Raw genomic sequence first — 18,231 nt, forward strand, 5'->3', positions numbered from 1 at the left:
AACCGCTTCAGCGGGCCCTTAAGGGCGAGGGCAGGACAGCCCGAGTAATCCTGACGGGTGCGCCAAAACAAACAACCGCCATTTCGGCGGTTTTTGTTTCCATACTTCCAGGTAGCGCTGTTTACCCAAGCAGTCGCTGGCTATATCTGTGCATCCCTTCAAAGATGGGTTCGGCAATAAAGCCCGGAAAATCAGCGGGCAGGTCAGCAGCAACCTGACTGATCACAGCTGCGGTCCTGGTTCCCATATCGTGCAGTATCTGTTCCATGGTCGATTGTGGAAAACCGACTTCATTCGCGGTGGCGAAAAAGTGCTTTGGGCAGATCAACCGACATTCGGTTTTTCTTCCTTTAGAACCTTTTAGTGACATCGCCAGGCGAAGGTTTTTATCGTGCAGGGCCTGTTTAGATATGGCAGGGAAGGCAGACAAGATATCGTATAGCGGTGTCAGCCTGTAGTGATCTTGTCGCTCAAGAAAAATGGAGAAGTTTTTAGCGTGGCCATCTGTTGCGCCCAGCAGCCAGAATAAAACCTGGGTGCGCATGAAGGTTTCCCTGTCATGTTTGGGATTTGTCGCACCGAGTAGTTCCTGCATGATGTCCGAAATGCCTGGCCCACCGTCTGGTTCATATTTTCTGGCGGGGGAGATGCCTTTCACCTGACAGAAATCCTCTTGCGGTAGTCGCATGATCCAGCTGTTATCGGGGGACATTGTGCGATCAAAGCGCTCAACCGCCAGCGCCTTAACGCCGTCTGGTACAATCATCTGACAGTTTGCGGCTTCAAAGCCATAGGCTTTGGCGATCTTAAGGCACAGATACTCGTTCTCAACACTGTGTGTCATATCAATGACACGATCATGGGAGCGTATCTCGCCTATTGGCAGCTTGAGTATGTGGGTTGTTGGTGTGGCGTTATGCGGTAAGCACCAATGGCCTTGATGGAACAATAATGCTGTCTTTTCCTGCGCACCGGCAAGTGAAATACGAAAATCCTGTGTATCATCCAGCATGCCCAAGGGCTTTTTCGATTGATAGCCGTTTAATATCTTTGCTAGTTCAGCATCTGTCAGTGCGCTTGCCTCGATGCGTTTTATGGCTGGCGCATCTGCACCTGACGGCACCAGTTGTATTGCACCGACGCAATCTCTCCCAACCTGTTTCAGGATATCAAAGGGCTCCATTGAGCTTGTCTTGAAGCGTGCAACCATCCGCTCGCGAATTTCGCGTGAATCGGGCAGTAAGTTGTCAAAAAAGTTATAGACTTCCGGCCCTGCATAGCGCTCTGGTCGAAGTGTTAAAGAAAGCGATAAGCTTCGACGTCCGGGCGAGCATAGCCAATCAGTATCGTAAATGAACGCATTCGCCCCCCGGCTATCGCGCTGGTACTCACCAACCCTGATCCCATTCATGTAAACATCCAGCCTGTCCAATTTACCAGCCCTCCTGCCATGAGCTCTGGCCTGGCTCTGAAACTTGATCGCGGGGGCTGATATCAAGTTGTAACTGCAGCGCGGCAAGGATTTTAAAAAAAGTGGCTAACTTGCACGATTCGGGTTTGTTCTCAAAATCAGAAATGGTCGCCACCCGAAGGCCTACGAGCTGCGCTATTTCGGCCTGAGTGACCTTGTGTTTTTTGCGATACGCTTTAATTAGTGTACTAAGCTGCTCCGGGCGGGTGATATGCATGAAAGTTGATGCCAAATCTTGTTGGGGTCTTAACTCTATACGCCTTAGCGTAATTAGTGTCAATATACGCTTTAACGTAAGTTTTGTTTTTATACGCTAAGGCGTAATTTGAGTGTGCTATTTCGCTGTTTATTTAAGTAAAACTAAATCCTGACGGGCGTGCCAAAACAAACAACCATCCTGCATGAGGACCACAGCATCAACCTCATGTTAACGAACATCAACCAGTTAAAGCAGCACTAAAGTACTAAATCGAAATTACCGCTTGTCCCCTATAGTGGTTTGGCATCCCAGCTTGCTACCGGGGGAGTCAGAGGTCGAAACAAGGAGTCGTAGCGTCGCTGAGGTGTTCACTTAAATTAAAAAAAATAAGGAACAACAGACGTGAAAATTCAACTACTACACCGGGTTAGTGTATTGCTGACCGGTGCCCTCATGGCTGCAAGCCTGCTTGCTATACCCGCTGTTGCTGGCAGTTGGCAACAAAATGTCAATCGTGGTGGCTTCAATAACGTTCATATCTACACGCCCGACAGTGTCTCGGCCATTGGCCAGGGGCGCGGTTTGATGCTGGTGCTGCATGGCTGTACCCAGTCGATCAACGCCTACCTTACCGCCAACTTAGAGCAGGCCGCTGACCAGTATGGCCTGGTGATCGCGGTGCCGGATGCAATGAACAAAGCCGGTTTTGGCTGCTGGTCGTACTGGCAGGGCACCAAATCCCGCAATGCCGGCGATTACCAAAACCTGATCAACCTGGCCAACAGTCTGGTTGCGGATGTCAGCTATCAGATCGATCCCAACCAGGTGTATATTGCCGGGTTATCTTCGGGTGCCAGCTTTGCCAATACCACGGCTTGCCTGGCTCCTGATGTGTTTGCCGGCATGGGCATTAGTGCCGGCCCGAGCATCGGCACCAGCTCCAGTGGTGCCATCGGCCCTTGTGAAACGGCTAATGTGGCTGCCCGCTGCGCTCAGTATGCCGGTAGTTTTGCTAGTCATTTCGATACTCAGATTGCCTCCATTGCCCATGGCCGCAACGATACCACGGTCAATCAGTGCTACAACGAGCAAAATTCCAACGGCATGGCTACGCTCTACGGCGTCAGCCAGTTAAGCAGTGAGAATCTGATCAGCCATGGCGCGGGTCGTACTGCCGATGAGATCCTGTGGCAGGATGGCCGGGTATCGATGCTGTGGCTCAATAATGTCGATCACGCCTGGTCGGGTGGTCAGGATGCCAGTGGGGCTTACATCAACAGCAACGGCATCAATTATGCGCTCTACCTGGGGCAGTACTTTCTGGAGCACAACCAGCGGGTTAATCGCAACAGTGCCCCCGAGCTAAGCGATATCAGTGTCAGCCAGCAAAACAGTGTGGTGACGGTGACCGGTACGGCGACCGATGCCGATGGCGATGCCATGATGATCACCGCCAGTTTTACCGACAGCCTGGGTTTGCAGCAACTGGTAACTGATGCACCGGATGCCTCCGGCAATTTTAGTCTGACCAGTCCGGTACTGGCGGATGACTGGTATCAGTTAATGTTAACCGCCACCGACAGCGAAGGGCTGGTTAGTGCGGCCTACACCGAGCAGCTGCTGATTGGGCCACCGCCGCCACCGGTACCACCGGAGCTGTCTGACTTGGCGGTGGCGATAGCTGGTCAGTGCGCTAAGGTCAGCGGCCGGGTATTTGATCTGAATCGCGATCTGGATACCGTCACGGTAGCGTTTAGCAATGGCACTGTGACTGCCAGTGTCGAAGGCGATTTGTTCAGTGCCCAGCAGTGCCAGTTGGCCGGTGGCGAGCAAAGTGCTGTGATCACGGCGACCGATCTGGAAGGCTTGTTCAGCGCCGAGCTGGTGAGCTTCACCATTGATGCAGGCCAAAGCGGTACCCTGGATCAGCACATCAGTGCCGGCCGGCTGGATTACACCAATTACGCCAACTGTTACCTGCAATATGGCACCGCCAGTTTTGTGCTGCGTGAACACGTTATTACCGGCGATCAATGCCGCTGGCAAAATGACGATGGCAGCTGTTTTGGGCCAGCCCAGAGCTGCAGCGGAGCCGCCCCGGGTCATGGCGGTGATCAGGGCGGCACGCCACCCCCTGGCGATTGCGTGGCTTTTACCACTAACAATTACAGCCATAAAGTGGCAGGAAGAGCCTACAGTACCGGCAATTTCTTTGTGCCTGATTACTTTGCCAACGGCAGCAATGCAGCCATGGCTGGTTCAACCTGGGGGGTTACGACGCTGTCATCCTATGATGGCAGTTACTGGGAGCTGGGTGCCTGCCCGCAGTAAGCACAGTTGAGCCAGCTTAGCCCCGATAGCTGGCTCGCTTTACCCGATCCCAGACCGCCAGCCATGCTTCATCCTGCGGGGGCGACTCCAGCAAAATCAGATCGGCACCGGCATGGTCTGCATCGGCCAGGGCGCGGTACAGCTTACGGCCATAGGATGGGGCATCGGCAGGCATCTGTTGCTGCCAAATGGGCTGGAGTGTTTTGGGCACCGGGCTCAGATGCAGTATGGCCAGCTTTGGGGCCAGTGTTGCCTGTACTGGCAGGGGATCGACAAAAGAAGCGTACAGCAGCGGGGTATTGGGCTGGTAATGTGCTTTGACGTTGCCGGCCACTTTGATGCTGTGCTCACGAGGTTGTTGCACCGGCCGGCCTAATACGCCGGCGAGCTGTTGGGCGCTGATCGGGCCCGCCCGCACAATGGTCAGTGGCTCGCTGGTAGCATCCACAATGGTGGACTCCAGGCCATAACTGCAATCGCCACCATCCAGCACCGCATCAATGCGGCCATCCAGCGTATGCAACACTTGCCGGGCACTGGTGGGGCTGAGTTTTTTGTAACGATTGGCCGACGGCGCAGCCACCGCCAGCTGATGCTGCTGCAGCAGTTGGTGCAGCACCGGATGCGCCGGTACCCGCAGCCCAATGGTGGGGAGCCCGCCCGTGATAACCGGGCTTACACGCGGTGCTTTTTTCAGCAGCAAGGTTAACGGGCCTGGCCAGAATGCTTGTGCCAGTTGCCAGGCGCTGGCCGGAATATCGACAGCCCAATCGCTTATGGCGTCGGCCGAAGGCAAGTGCACAATCAGCGGGTGATCGGCCGGACGGCCTTTGGCCGTAAAAATCCCTGCAACGGCCTCTGGGTTGCGCGCATCGGCAGCCAGGCCATACACGGTTTCGGTCGGAACCGCTACCAAACGGCCGTCCAGCAGCAGTTGGGCAGCCAGTGCCAGTTCATCTGGTTTGGTGGGGTCCAGCTGCAGGGTTGTCACAAGCCGAGGTCTCCGTCGTAAAGCGATTAGGGGTTGCAGCTGGGGCAATGCTTAGCATCGGCCCATGCTGTTGCAACCGGCTGCTGCTCCTGGTGACCACAGCGGCTGCACCGCTTTATTGTACTGCTGATTTGTGACGTTAAAAAGCCACAATCGCCGCATGGTAAGCCACGCACACAATCGTTGACCCAAAAATCCGGTGCGCTGCAGTGTGGACAATGCGCTGTTAAGCGTTGTGCCAACTGAGCAGCTGCCTGTTGAATCACCGCCTGACGCGGCGGGCATACATGGGCGCGCAGGTCGGGTTGCAGCGTGATCTGCTGCCGTAAGCTCAGGTTGGGACCCAGTAACCCGGCGCTTTGAAGCGCGGTCAGCACGGCATGCTCACCTTGCAGTTCTTTGTGCCAACCGTCAGGGCCGCGCAGCATCCAACCCTGCTTAGGATCGTGCTTGGCCAGGTGTTGCCGAACGAGCTCCCAGTCCTGGGTTTCTATCGAGGTCAGTGCTACCGCCATGCCCACTCGGGCGACGATTTCTTGCCCGGTGAGCTGATCGTACAGCAACAGCAATTCTTCGTTCCATGGCAGCATGCCAGGAAAAGGGCCGCCGCCAAAACTGCCTTCGCTGCCAATACCCCATGAGCAGCCGGTAAGCTGGCAGGCCAGTTTCGCTTTGGTACGCGCGCAATCCAGCGGGCTGAGTGTCCGCGCTATCTCGCCGGAAAACGTGCCCAGCTGATCGGTATCAAAGGCGTCGGTTGCCGTGAGGGTGAGCCCCAGCGCAGCCAGTTCCGGGGCAATCAGTGCCGCTTTGTGATGCCGTGTTAACAAGGCACCGGGCTCCGCGAACGGAACCCGGTTCACCTTACGAGGTGGAGTATTCACTGCAGGCCTCTGCCTTTACTGCCCCTGCCCGAGGGCAAAACCGCGCTCGCCGTCAAAACTGCACAAATTTTCCGTTTTAATGACATCAAAACCTGCCTCGCTTAACCGTTGCAGTAACTGTATCACAGCCCCGAAACGTATGCTGCTGTGCTCGTCTCTGGCCACAAAACGGCAGCGCCAGTGATCGGTACAGAAGGTTTCCGGGAACCCTTGCGGCCACACTTTCACGCCCCGGTTGGTGATCATTTGCAGTTGTAAGAACTCGGTCGATAACTTACACAGCTGTTCGGCCAGACGATCGGAGGCAATCGGCTTGTGGTGCAAAAATACATCGACGCCAATCAACAATTTGCGGGCTGTGGGGCGGGCCGCATGCTGAGCGGTTGCAGCCTGGATCGACGCCTCAGCATTTTGATAACGTACCCTGGCAAAGTGCTGTGGTTCTTGCCCTAGGCGGGCAATGACGGCTTGAGTAAAAGCTTCGGTGCTCACCGCCTGGCTGGCATTTCCCGCGACATCGGCTGTGAGCACACCATCTTCAATGGTGCGTAACCAGGCATTGTGAATACGCTCGGCCACATCAGCCTGACGAATATGCACCAGCATCATCACGGCTGCCAGTAACAAACCACTTGGGTTGGCGATGCCCTGACCGGCGATATCGGGCGCGCTGCCATGAATGGCTTCAAACATCGCCACATGCTCGCCGATGTTGGCGCTGCCTGCCAGGCCAATACTACCCGACACTTCAGCCGCGATGTCGCTGATGATATCGCCATACAGGTTGGTGGTGACCACCACATCAAACTGCTCTGGCCGGGTTGCCAGCCGGGCACTGCCGATATCAATAATGTAGCGATCTTGCATAATTTCCGGGTATTCCGCGCCGATTTCCTGGAAAACCCGGTAAAAAAGGCCATCGGTCATTTTCATGATGTTGTCTTTGACCATGCAGGTGACTTTTTTACGGCCATGGCTGCGGGCATACTCGAAAGCATAGCGGATGATGCGTTCACAGCCCGGGCGGCTAATCAGCTTCAGGCACTGATACACCTCGTCGGTTTGGCGATGCTCAATACCGGCGTACAAGTCTTCCTCATTCTCCCGCACGATCACCACATTCATGTTGGGGCTTTGGGTGGCCACAAATGGCGCATAGCTGATGCAAGGCCGTACATTGGCATAGAGCCCCAGGGTTTTGCGAATGGTCACATTAAGGCTTTTGTAGCCGGCACCCGATGGCGTGGTGACTGGCCCTTTTAAGAAAACCTTGGTGCGACGCAAACTGTCCCACGCATCCGGTTGAATGCCAGCGCTGTGACCGGCTAAATAGACCTGCTCACCGATGTCGATAAACTCGGGCGCAATTCGCGCACCAGCCGCCTCCAGCATACGCAGGGTAGCACGGGTGATTTCCGGGCCTATGCCATCGCCTAAGGCAACAGTAATAGCCACATCTTGTTTTGACACAGCGGCCAGCCGGGCTTTGGGGGTACTGACAACACAATGATCATCACGCATGGTCTTGCTCCTATGGATGGGATAGTGGCACTGTACGCAAACAGACCTATAAATAAAAATACTTAGTTTTAATTGAACCCATAGCTCAAAAGCTATAGATTTGTGATGGATCCCCGCCAACCGGAGCCGGACATGCCTGCAACCACCCTGGCACGCTTTCAGCGCATCACCCCTCAACAGTTACGAGCTTTTGAGGCCAGTGCCCGTTTGCTGTCTGTTACGCGGGCTGCTCAGGAGCTCTGTGTCAGTCAGCCAACCGTTTCAGTCCAGCTGCGCGAGTTGGCCAGCACGCTCGGTGAGCCATTGTTTCAGCAATGTGGGCGCAGCATTCAACTGACACAGGCAGGAGAGGCCCTATTTGTGACTGTGCGGGAATTGGCCGGTTGCTGGCAGCGACTGGAATCCCGCCTGGCAGAGATCCATGGGCTGGTGCGTGGTCGCCTTAAATTGGCAGCTGTAACCACGGCCGAGTACTTTGTCCCTGATTTGTTGGGGAGTTTTGCGGCTGCTCATCCGGGCGTAGACATTGAGCTTGCTATTGAAAATCGCGATCGCGTGGTGGGGCGACTGGCGCAGGGACAGGATGAACTGGTGGTGATGATGATGCCACCCGACAACCTACCGCTGGAGCGGCTGGAGTTTCAGACCAACCCTTTGGTGGTGATTGCGCCCTCGTCGCATCCGAAGGCACATTTGCCTATCAGGCTGAACGATTTAGCACAAGAACGCTGGCTGATGCGTGAGCCTGGCAGCGGCACTCGTATGGCAACCGAACAGCATTTCCAACAGCAAGGGTTTGTGCCTTCCGTGGCCATGAGCCTGGGCAGCAACGAAGCCATTAAGCATGCCGTGGCAGCAGGTCTTGGCATTGCAGTGTTGTCCAGGCTGGCTGTGTGCCCGCCGCTGTGGCCGGTCGTGGCAACATCCGCCGGGGAGCCGGGGCCGGCAGATCCACTGACGATGCTGCAGGTTGAGGGGTTTCCACTAAACCGGCACTGGTACGTGGTATGGCGCAATGATCTGCCGTTATCAGCCGCCGCCAGGCACTTTTTGCACTATCTGCAATCGGGAAGTTAGCTGCAACCTCAAGATTGTCAGCAATTGCCATGCGGGCGGCTTGTATCGCAGCCGCGCCACAAAATGTACCCAGTGCACTAAAACCGCCAGGCCAACAGGTGGCTGCTTTTCTGGCCCTGCTGCATCTTGATTTGTTTCACCTCTGCAGCGCCGGCTTGCCGGGCGGCCGTCTCTAAGGCTTTCAGATGGCGCTGTTGCGATACCAGGCTGCTAAACCAGCCGACCTGGCTGGCAAAATCAACGCTTTCTGCAATCAATTGCCGGATAAACGCCAGTTCCCCGCCAGGGCACCACAGCTCGTGTTGCTGGCCGGCAAAGTTTCGCTGCTGCGGGCTTTTTGCCTGCTTTAAATTGCTTCGTTTACGCTGATTTGCCGCAGCAGCTTCGGCGGCCGAGCTATAAAAGGGCGGGTTGCAGACACTGACTGCAAAGGCATCGCCAGGCTTTATCACACCGTGCAGGATGTGCTGGCTATCCGTTTGCCTGCGCAGATTGATCTGGCCGCTGAGGGTGGCGTTGCTATCAATCATCAGCTGAGCCGCTTTTAATGCCACCGCATCGATATCGCTGCCAACACAGCGCCAGCCATAGCTACGATTGGCAATGATCGGATAAATCAGATTGGCGCCACAGCCAATATCCAGCAGCCGCACTTGCTTGCCGGTTGGCACCCCTTCAGGGCCTGCCAGTAAATCGGCTACAAAATGAATGTAATCGGCACGCCCTGGGATCGGCGGGCATAAATAGCCTGGTGGCAACTGCCAGTAGGCCACCTGGTAATAGTGCTTGAGCAAGGCAGCATTTAACGCCTGCACGGCGTCTGGCTTACTAAAATCAATGGTGTGCTCGCCCGTCGGGTTTAGCTGCAGATGTTGTTGCAAGGGAGCAAAGTCACGGCTTAGCCGGGCCAAATCGTAACGCCCCTGATGTGGGTTGCGCGGGTGCAGTCGGGTTGGTTTGCTCATAATCATCACAGTCAGTTATCTGGCGGCAGTTTACGTGACTCAAAGGAAGCTGGCGAGCCGTTGCTCACCAGTTACCATGTGCTATCAGCGTACCAAATGCCACTTGGTCTGGCGCCCGGCCAGATAAATCACCTGTTGCCCATCAAAGTAAGCACTTTGCTCCAGCATAATTTGAATGGTTTGATTACCCCATTCCGGCAAAGGCTGTTTGATGTTGCCTTCAATGGCGTAAGCGGTATTGGCATACAGTGGCCAGTCGCCATTGACCGCCGTTGGTCCTTGATTATCCCACATGCCAATGGTTGGCCCTGGCGCGTGGCCGAAAAAACCAATCGGGTGGGTGTAGGTGCTGCTGTTCAGTCCTGCAGCCTTGCTGGCTGCCTGGGTTGCTGCCAGGATCTGATTGCCACTGCGGCCGGTTTTAAACTCGGCGGTAAGCATATCCTGCCAGCGGTTGCCCTGGCGTAACGCATCGCGTAAACCCTGTGGTGCCTCGGTTTCATTCAGTTTCAGCACATAAGCCATTTCCTGGGTATCGGTACACATTTTTAAGTAGCAAATACCGACATCGGTATGCAGCACATCGCCCCGTTGAATGATGCCCTGGTTGATGCTGCAAAACGGCTGCTCATCGCTGCAGCTTTCACCCTGGCGCTGAAAAGTGACATAGGGCATAAACCAAATAGGCAGGCCCAAATCTTCAAAGCGTTGGCGCAAGTACCAGGCCACGTCATCCGTGGTGGTGACACCAGGGGTGATCACGCGTGAGCTAAAGCCCTCAGCAATCACACCACGTGCCAGGCCAACCGCATGCGCATACACGCTAAGCTCGGCTTCGGTGCGCGTTTCCAACCAACGGATCACCAAGTTTTCGGCCGGTTGTAGCCGTTGTTGATAACGCGTGGGGAGTACTTCAAGCAAGCGTTCATGCATACCCTTGGTGAGCCCATCGGCTTCTGGCCAGTGTTTCGAAACATTGATGCCAATGCGCTGTGGATCTTTTTCGGCAATCAGTGTGGCCAGCGCCTGCCACTGCTCATCGAGATCGCCACCAGACCAGGCCGACTCATAAGGGGCGCCAAAAGGGTAGGTGTTGACCGATAGCTTTTCTACGGTCCCATCGGCTAAGCGGTTAAAAATCAGCATGGTGGTGCGGCGCGCGGCAAAGGTTGGCTGAGGCACCAGTGAGAAGAACACTGGGTCTTCCACGTATTCACGGTTAATCACCAACCACATATCGAGCCCTGTCTCGGCCATCAGCGTGGGTAGCAAGCTGCTCAAGCGCTCGTTCAGCATGGCATTTTCCGGTGCAATGCGATCGCGGTGAGCGAGCACACTGAATTGATCAGCCGATGCAATCACCCGCCCCTGTGAAGGCGTTTCGGTGGCAGCCTGAGCAGATTGAACACAAAGGCCAAGCAGCAAGCTGGCAACCAGCATGGGCATTTTCGCTTTAAACATGAAGGGCATATCCTTGGTAGTGTTAGCGCAATAACTATTATTCTTAACACACTTTGGTGGCGGGACAAACTGGCTTGGTCAGGAAGATGCGACAGGTTGCCGCATCAGCTTGTGCAAATAATAAAGTGGCGTGCCCGGCTATGAGCACACCGCCTGCGCTGCATCCATTACTTATTGGCTTCAATAAAGGGCACGGTCGAGTTCGGCAGCATGGTGGTTGGCAGCTTGCCGTCCCAGCGCTCTGCCTTGACCAGCTCCACCAACAGCGGGTTATTGGCCAGCGACGCTGCCCGCTCCCGAATAGCTTCTGCTTCCGCGTTACCGCGCAGCCGGATGCTGTCGGCTTCGGCCTGGGCTTGTGCCCGCACCCGATCCGCTTCGGCTGCTGCCCGGGTCCGCACGATATCGGCTTCCACCCGCTCCCGCTCCAGGTTTTGCCGTTCACGCTCAACGGCCACTTCTGCCAGCATGCGCTGCTCGACGCTTTCTTCATAGGCAGCACTGAAGGACACATCTTCAACCTGCACACCCAGAATAATCACCGGCCCGGTGACCGACCGTTGCACCGCTTGCGCCATTTCCAAATTCAACCGGCCACGCTCACGAATAGAAGTAGCCGCGTTAAACTGGCCCAACACGGTTTTGGCTTCTTCCAGCACAATCCGTGTCACCTGGCGGTCAATCAACGCCTGGCGGGTACCAAAATTCCGGTACACTTCATCCACCCGGCTGCTGTCGATCTGGTAGCGCACTGACAGGTTCATTACCGCCGGCTGTTGGTCATTACTGTACGCTTCCATATTGCGGTACAGCTCTACCTGCTCTTGCACCGAAATTTTGCGCACACTGTCGATCACCGGCAGTTTAAAATGCAAACCCGGCTCGGCCACGTGAATCAGGCTACCGTAGCGGATGACCACGCCACGCTCACCTTCATCCACGGTGTAGAAACTGCCGACTGCAAACAGCAGGATAAGAATCCCCAATGCCGCAGCAGCTGCGGTAAAAATGTTTTTATTTTTTGCCATTATTGATCGTCCTTCTTCTTCTTTGATTTGCCGCCGATGATTTCATAGGCCTTAATCGAGCCCAGAATCACCAGAACTAACACAACAAAAAAGCCAATCAGTGATAATCCAAATCCCATAGCTCGCTCCTTCAAAAACAAGAGTGGCTATGATAACGGGGTTTTCAGGCAAAATAACAGGTTTTAACGCATAAATTGCAACAGGTTGTTACAGGTTTTAGCTGTCGCTTGTAACAAAGTAGACGGCTACACCAGGTGCAGCCGTGCCAATAGAGTAGAAGGCAGGGGGTTAAGACGCCAGCGTATGCAGCACCTCAGTACCATGCAACAAATTATCATGCAGCGGACAGCGGACAGCGGGCGCAGACTTCATCCAGCAGCAAAAGATGGCCTAGCCGGTAGATGGCTAATTTTTGCCTTGTCACTGTGCAAAGTCACTTCTTATTGGCCGAAAGGATGCTTCTCTGATAAAGGAAGCAGCGCTTCGCGTATTGTCTTTAATGCGCTTTCATAAGCGATTAGACAGGTTAAGCCGGTAATTAATCTGGATTGGGTATGTGAATCAGGGCTTTCATCCTCAGGAGACCAGGGGTGCTGCAGAAACCGTTCGACATGACGGATAATGCAGTGCAGAGGGATCCAGGTGAGATGACTGTTTTTTGAGGTGTAGCCGCGTAATTGAGATATTGGGTAGTGACCACCTTCAGAGGCAGAAATGGAGACAATAAAACCTGGTTTGTGAGCCAGTGGCATGCCATTGGCAGAGCCGAAAGCTGAAAGTAAAAACAAGTTGGTTAAAGCGGGCGGGATCATGCCGCCCCACTCTGGTGTAACGACGATCACCATGGTGCAATGCCTTAAAGCATCTTGCAGGATTTTCTTTTCTTCAGTGATAGCCTGTTGGTTGCCGACAGGCTCAGCTGCGTGATAACCATAACAATGCAGTGCCCGAGGGAAATCGGCCAAATACAACGTATTGATAGTGGCTTTGGGCTCAATATGTTCCATCAGGCGGCCAATGAGCTGGCTTACTTTGGCGCTTTCAGCTTCTTGCCGTTGGCTGGCGCAGATAATTAAAGCATTCATGATGGCTTCTCCGGTTGGTTCGATTTCGTGCCATTAGCAGACCAAATGTTATATTGTATACATTTGGGGTGGGGGAGGGAATGATACCGTAGACCCTGTGTTTATCAATGCCAGTCGAGTAAGACTTTTTCATTGCCGGCAACCACTTAGTCTGTGGTAACGACTTTGCAGCCCGTATAGGCATGACTTACTCAAAGTCAATAACGACTATGGGCTCTCTGCGGCGCCGCTGGGCTATTGTGCTACTCAAAGCACACCTCAGTGGCCAATTGAGCCCTCATTGCATGCTATTAATCAGCGCATTGCTGAGCGAGCAGTCCGGCTGTTGCCGCAAATGGCATGAGAATAGCTGGGTTTACCAAAGGGCTTCGCTCGCATATTCAGCATCAGGATCCCAGCGTATGCAGCACCTCAGTACCATGCAACAAATTATCATGCAGCGGACAGCGGGCGCAGACTTCATCCAAAAACTGCTGCTTTTCTGCATCCGTCAAGTCGGCATCAATGCTGGCACGGATGCGAATTTGCGAAAAACCTACCCGGTCATCGCTCGGTTTGCCCATCAGGCCGGCCGGGTTGTAATCACCTTCCACGGTAATTTGCATGCTGCGAAGCGCAATTTTTTGCTGAAAAGCAGCAATACGGCCAATGGTACCAATGCAGCCACCCACTGCGAACAGCATCATTTGCAACGGGGTAGGGCCGGTGCCACTGCCCTTGGCCGCGACCGGCTGGTCAATCATCACTTTGTGGCCATCAATGTCTGCGGCGATTGCAAAGCCATCGGCCATATTGGCCTGTACGGTTACGGTTTTATTGCTCATGGAAGGATCCTTTTATCGGGTTTCAAAGGCACTAAGCATAGCGGTTGCTGTGAAGGGTGGCATGCGGCAGATCAAACTTCGGACCTTTAAATAATGTTTTTCTAATCTACTGTGGTGCAAAGCGGGATCCCTAAGATCACAACAATAGGGGCAGAATCTGCTAAGCTGTTGGCTTCTTCGAATTTCTGTTAGTTACCCAGAAGGAGCCAGCCATGAGCCGTCATTTTGAAAGCGCCCCCGGCCTGTGCGAGCAACGCGATCCGGCCACCAACGACTTTGTTTTTAACCAAACCATGCTGCGCATCAAAGACCCGGCCGTCAGCCTGGACTTTTATACCCGGGTGCTGGGCATGACGCTGTTACGCAAGCTGGATTTCCCTGAGATGACCTTCTCGCTGTTCTTCCTGGCAGCGCTGAGCGAGCAAGCAACACAGCAGTGGTCCAAAGATACCGATGAGCGCACCATCCAAACCTTCAGCCGCCCGGCCATGCTGGAGCTTACCTGGAACTGGGGCAGTGAAACCGACGACAACTGCCAGTACCACAACGGCAACGACGAACCCAAAGGCTTCGGCCACATCGGCTTCGCCGTGCCCGATTTAACCGCCGCCTGCCAGCGTTTTGAAGCGCTGGGCGTCTCCTTCGTGAAAAAACCAGCCGATGGCAAAATGAAAGACATCGCCTTTATCCGCGACCCGGATGGCTACTGGATTGAGATTTTTGAGCCTGCTCGGTTGCCGAAAGGCTTGGCTGGTTTTTTGGGGTGAGCATTGTTGTTACCCCCTGAAGCCATTCAGCACTTGTGGCTGACTGGCTTTGTTGGTACAACAGAAAAAAGTGCATTGGATGCTGTATGTCTGTCGATTTTTACAACCAAAATGCTGCATGTTTCGTTCGTGATACAGTCACGGTTGAGATGGCTGCACTGTACGATGAGTTCTTGCCGAACTTAAAAACTAGGTCGCATATCGTTGATGCGGGCTGCGGCAGTGGCCGTGATACGCTTTTTTTCTTGCAACAAGGTTTTCAGGTAACTGCATTTGATGCCAGCGAGGCCATGGTAGCTGCTGCACAAGAGTTAACCGGTAGCAAGGTGCTGCTGACCGACTTTAATGCCTTTTCTGCGCCAGAATTGGTCGATGCTATCTGGGCATGTGCTTCTTTATTGCATGTGCCCGCTGCAGAGCTCTCAGACACTTTCGAACATTTAGCCCATCAGCTGAAGCCTGGTGGCATTTTTTATTGTTCGTTCAAGCAGGCTGAAGTGGATACTTCAAGGGATGGCCGTCACTTTACTAACATGACTGAACAGCGGCTGGGTAAAATGCTTAAGGGCACATCCTTGCAAATCCATAAATGTTGGTCGACCAGCGATCTTCGCCCGGGGCGTGAAAACGAGCTTTGGCTCAATGCTTTGTTGGAGAAACGCAGCGCATGAGTGCGCTACTTTGGCAAGGCCCCTTGCTGACAGCTGGTGGAGCCTCGGATCCGCTGTTTCCGAAATTGGTACAAGCCATCAACCACGCCACTGAAATTGAAATCAGCGTGGCTTTCATTCAGCCATCTGGTCTGGAGTTATTGCTTCCCGCACTTGAAGACGCCCTTGCAAATGGGGCGCAACTTTCGATTCTGACTTCAGATTACTTGTTGATTACTTCACCGAGAGCCTTGCGCCAGTTATTGTTATTGGCAGAGCGTGGGGCTCGGGTACGATTGTTCTGCTGCAAGCCCGATACAGGTTTTCATATGAAAGCCTACATTTTTACCCGTAGCGTCGATGACGAACAGGTAAGCGGATGTGCATACATCGGTTCCAGCAATATTAGCAAAGCTGCTTTGACCCTTAGTCATGAATGGTCATTGCGTTATCAGTTTCATGGGGAGGCCATACCTGCTGATTACCGCCATATTCGCGAGCAATTTTTAGCTATTTTCAGCCACTCACAAAGCCTACCGCTAAATGAAGTACTACTTGCTGATTACACCCGTCGCTACAAGGCGCAACAAGCAACAACGAAGCAATTAAGCATGGCGGAGGCTGAAAAAGAGCCTGAAATCATTCCCAACAGCGCCCAACAAGAGGCACTTGAGTTGCTGGCTAAGACCCGGGCTATAGGCTATCAACGCGGCTTGGTGGTGCTGGCAACTGGCATGGGAAAAACCTGGTTGGCCGCTTTTGATGTCATGCAAATTGGGGCACATCGCGCATTATTTGTAGCGCATCGGGAAGAGATTTTACAACAGGCTCAGCGAACTTTTAGTTGGTTATTGCCGGCCAAAAGCAGTGGCTTGTATGTCGGGAGTGAAAAAAATGCCGCTGCGGATTTGGTGTTTGCTTCGGTTCAAACGCTGTCTCAAACAGAAAACCTGCAGAAATTTGCTGCTGATCATTTCGACTACATTGTGATAGATGAGTTTCATCATGCCTCAGGTCGCAGTTATCAGGCTATATTGTCGCACTTTCGCGCTAAGTTTTTACTTGGATTGACCGCTACACCCGAACGAACGGATCAAGCCGATATTCTGGCTCTTTGTGATCATAATCTGGTTTACCAACGCAATGTGGTGCATGGTATTGAGGAGGGGATTTTGGTTCCCTTTCATTATCATGGGCTGAATGACCCTTATGTGAATTATCAGGAAATCCCCTGGCGCAATGGACGGTTCGAACCAACTGCATTGGACTCTGCTTTTGCGACTCAACAAAGAGCAAAGCATATTTTGAGGCATTGGCAAAGTTTGCGACAAAGCCGGACTTTGGCGTTTTGCATTTCGCGTCGTCATGCCGATTTCATGGCTGAGTATTTTTGTCGTCATGGTGTCAAAGCCGCTGCTGTCTATCAGGGGAGTGTGCTGCGTCGAAACGAGGCTTTGCAGCTACTTGAAGTTGGCAAGCTTGAAGTGGTTTTTTCGGTCGATTTGTTTAATGAAGGCACCGATTTGCCAGCGATTGATACGGTACTGATGCTTCGACCAACTGAATCGAAAATTTTGTTCTTACAGCAACTTGGTCGCGGTCTTCGGCAAAGCCCTGATACTGGCAAGCAGCATTTAGTGGTGGTGGATTTTATTGGCAATCACCGCTCATTTTTACTCAAACCTGCCACCCTATTTCAAGACACTGCAACCAAAAAGCTGGCCGCATTGATGCAAAAACCACCGACTCTGGCCGATGGCTGTTACATCAATTTTGCCCCCGAAGTTATTGATTACATGCAGCAACTGGCAAGGGCCATCCGCAATACCTCTATTGAGGACTTACAGCAGCTAGCCGATGAATTAGGTCACCGGCCGTCTGCGGTTGAATTCTTTGAAGCGGGATACGATGTTGCGAAAGTTCGCAAAGCACACAACAGCTGGTTTGAGTTGGTTGCTCTCTATGAAAAAGACTCCGGTTTCACTCAGTTCGTAGCGCGAAATCGGCAATTTTTGTTGCGGGGGGTGGAAACTACCTCGATGAGTAAGAGCTTTAAAATGATTTTACTCCGGGCTTTTCTGGAGCTGGACGGCTTTCGTAATAAGATTACTGTACAGGCGTTGGCTGAGCGAAGCTGGCACATTATCTGGCGTCACCCTGACTGGGCACGGCAGGATATAAAAGCCGACCTTCAATCGGAAGGTGCCCAAAGCCCAAAATGGCTCAAGTATTGGTTGGATAATCCCATTAAGTTTTATTGCGCCAAAGATCAGAAAGATCAGCAAGCCTGGTTCCGCCGGGATGGTGATTTCTTTCTGATTAACTTCGAACTGGACGTTAATGATATTGAGCCGCTGGTAGCGCTTGTTGATGAGCTGATAGATTTCAGGTTGGCGCAATATGCCAAGGGTAAGGGGGGCCAACAAAATCAGCAAGCGGATAATTCGGTTGCCATTTTATCAGCGCCAGTGCTTCCGGAAAAAACAAAGGGCCCAGCTGCGAACGTGCTGCCATTTTATCCGGATTTGAAAATTGCCTGTGGCCATTTTGGGCAAGGCTCACCAGACGGTGCTGAGATGCAAACTTTGCCCCTGCACTATGGCAACCTGAACCCGGAAAGGCATTTTATAGCGCCGGCAAAAGGTAATTCGATGAATGGCGGTAAGCAGCCTGTCCAGGATGGTGATCTGCTGCTGTTTGAGTGGGTCACGCCAAGCAGTGCCGGTTCGATTAGCAACAATACTATGGCGATAGAGCAGGTCGATGCTGCTGGAGATGCCCACTACTTGCTGCGAGAAGTTAAAAAGCAAGCCGATGGACGTTATTTACTAAAAGCGACGAATCCAAATTACAGTGATTTGGAGGCAAGTGAATCGATGCGCACTTTTGCGCGGCTCAAAGCCATCATCGATCCAAAAGATCTCCAACTTACTGATTAACAAAGCCGATTAATTTTTGTTCCGTTGTCATTTGTTAA

Annotated in this window: 15 protein-coding genes; 5 read left to right on the forward strand and 10 right to left on the reverse strand. The window is 53.2% G+C overall.

Annotation, left to right across the window (positions count from 1 at the left end):
- Positions 1-121: 121 nt before the first annotated feature.
- Both BLW37_RS15905 and BLW37_RS15910 read right to left on the reverse strand, forming a co-directional pair.
- Positions 122-1,432, reverse strand: a complete 1,311-nt coding sequence (locus tag BLW37_RS15905; RefSeq protein ID WP_091344709.1) for a type II toxin-antitoxin system HipA family toxin — start codon at positions 1,430-1,432, stop codon at positions 122-124.
- A 1-nt stretch (position 1,433) separates the two neighbouring features.
- A complete protein-coding gene (locus BLW37_RS15910; protein WP_091344711.1) occupies positions 1,434-1,688 on the reverse strand; it encodes a helix-turn-helix domain-containing protein in 255 nt (84 codons plus the stop codon).
- Between the two features lie 384 nt (positions 1,689-2,072).
- Between BLW37_RS15910 and BLW37_RS15915 the strand changes: the two genes are divergently transcribed.
- On the forward strand, positions 2,073-4,001 hold the full coding sequence (locus tag BLW37_RS15915) for an extracellular catalytic domain type 1 short-chain-length polyhydroxyalkanoate depolymerase (RefSeq protein WP_245785759.1): 1,929 nt from the start codon (positions 2,073-2,075) through the stop codon (positions 3,999-4,001).
- Positions 4,002-4,017: 16 nt separating this feature from the next.
- On the opposite strand, the gene BLW37_RS15920 is transcribed toward BLW37_RS15915, so the two are convergent.
- The 3 genes from BLW37_RS15920 to BLW37_RS15930 are packed head-to-tail and all read right to left on the reverse strand — an operon-like array spanning position 4,018 to position 7,397.
- Complete coding sequence (locus tag BLW37_RS15920; RefSeq protein ID WP_091344712.1) at positions 4,018-4,992, reverse strand: L-threonylcarbamoyladenylate synthase; 975 nt, start codon at positions 4,990-4,992, stop codon at positions 4,018-4,020.
- 26 nt (positions 4,993-5,018) lie between these two features.
- Positions 5,019-5,876, reverse strand: a complete 858-nt coding sequence (locus tag BLW37_RS15925) for a DUF6671 family protein (protein ID WP_139243736.1) — start codon at positions 5,874-5,876, stop codon at positions 5,019-5,021.
- Between the two features lie 15 nt (positions 5,877-5,891).
- Positions 5,892-7,397, reverse strand: a complete 1,506-nt coding sequence (locus BLW37_RS15930; RefSeq protein WP_091344715.1) for an NADP-dependent isocitrate dehydrogenase — start codon at positions 7,395-7,397, stop codon at positions 5,892-5,894.
- A gap of 132 nt (positions 7,398-7,529) precedes the next feature.
- Between BLW37_RS15930 and BLW37_RS15935 the strand changes: the two genes are divergently transcribed.
- Entirely contained in the window at positions 7,530-8,474 is a 945-nt protein-coding gene (locus tag BLW37_RS15935; protein ID WP_091344879.1) for a LysR substrate-binding domain-containing protein, read from the forward strand.
- A gap of 77 nt (positions 8,475-8,551) precedes the next feature.
- On the opposite strand, the gene rlmF is transcribed toward BLW37_RS15935, so the two are convergent.
- The 5 genes from rlmF to BLW37_RS15960 form a co-directional block, all read right to left on the reverse strand.
- Positions 8,552-9,439, reverse strand: a complete 888-nt coding sequence (gene rlmF / locus BLW37_RS15940) for a 23S rRNA (adenine(1618)-N(6))-methyltransferase RlmF (protein ID WP_091344717.1) — start codon at positions 9,437-9,439, stop codon at positions 8,552-8,554.
- An 84-nt stretch (positions 9,440-9,523) separates the two neighbouring features.
- Positions 9,524-10,900 carry a M24 family metallopeptidase gene (locus tag BLW37_RS15945; protein WP_091344718.1) on the reverse strand — a complete coding sequence of 459 codons (1,377 nt, stop codon included), beginning with the start codon at positions 10,898-10,900 and terminating at the stop codon, positions 9,524-9,526.
- 167 nt (positions 10,901-11,067) lie between these two features.
- The gene (locus BLW37_RS15950; RefSeq protein WP_091344720.1) at positions 11,068-11,928 is read right to left on the reverse strand and encodes a prohibitin family protein; all 861 of its coding nucleotides are present in this window, start codon (positions 11,926-11,928) and stop codon (positions 11,068-11,070) included.
- Between the two features lie 440 nt (positions 11,929-12,368).
- Positions 12,369-13,013, reverse strand: a complete 645-nt coding sequence (locus BLW37_RS15955; RefSeq protein ID WP_091344722.1) for an NAD(P)H-dependent oxidoreductase — start codon at positions 13,011-13,013, stop codon at positions 12,369-12,371.
- Positions 13,014-13,399: 386 nt separating this feature from the next.
- Positions 13,400-13,837: an OsmC family protein gene (locus tag BLW37_RS15960; RefSeq protein WP_091344724.1), complete on the reverse strand. Its 438-nt coding sequence runs from the start codon at positions 13,835-13,837 to the stop codon at positions 13,400-13,402.
- A gap of 212 nt (positions 13,838-14,049) precedes the next feature.
- On the opposite strand from BLW37_RS15960, the gene gloA reads away from it, so the two are divergent.
- The 3 genes from gloA (at position 14,050) to BLW37_RS15975 (ending at position 18,193) form a co-directional block, all read left to right on the forward strand.
- A complete protein-coding gene (gene gloA, locus BLW37_RS15965) occupies positions 14,050-14,604 on the forward strand; it encodes a lactoylglutathione lyase (protein WP_091344726.1) in 555 nt (184 codons plus the stop codon).
- An 86-nt stretch (positions 14,605-14,690) separates the two neighbouring features.
- Positions 14,691-15,275, forward strand: a complete 585-nt coding sequence (locus BLW37_RS15970) for a class I SAM-dependent methyltransferase (protein ID WP_091344728.1) — start codon at positions 14,691-14,693, stop codon at positions 15,273-15,275.
- The gene (locus BLW37_RS15975; RefSeq protein WP_091344730.1) at positions 15,272-18,193 is read left to right on the forward strand and encodes a DEAD/DEAH box helicase family protein; all 2,922 of its coding nucleotides are present in this window, start codon (positions 15,272-15,274) and stop codon (positions 18,191-18,193) included. Before BLW37_RS15970 ends, BLW37_RS15975 begins: the two co-directional genes overlap by 4 nt.
- Positions 18,194-18,231 lie beyond the last annotated feature (38 nt).

The organism is Alkalimonas amylolytica, from assembly GCF_900107845.1.
GTDB classification, from domain to species: domain Bacteria; phylum Pseudomonadota; class Gammaproteobacteria; order Enterobacterales; family Alteromonadaceae; genus Alkalimonas; species Alkalimonas amylolytica.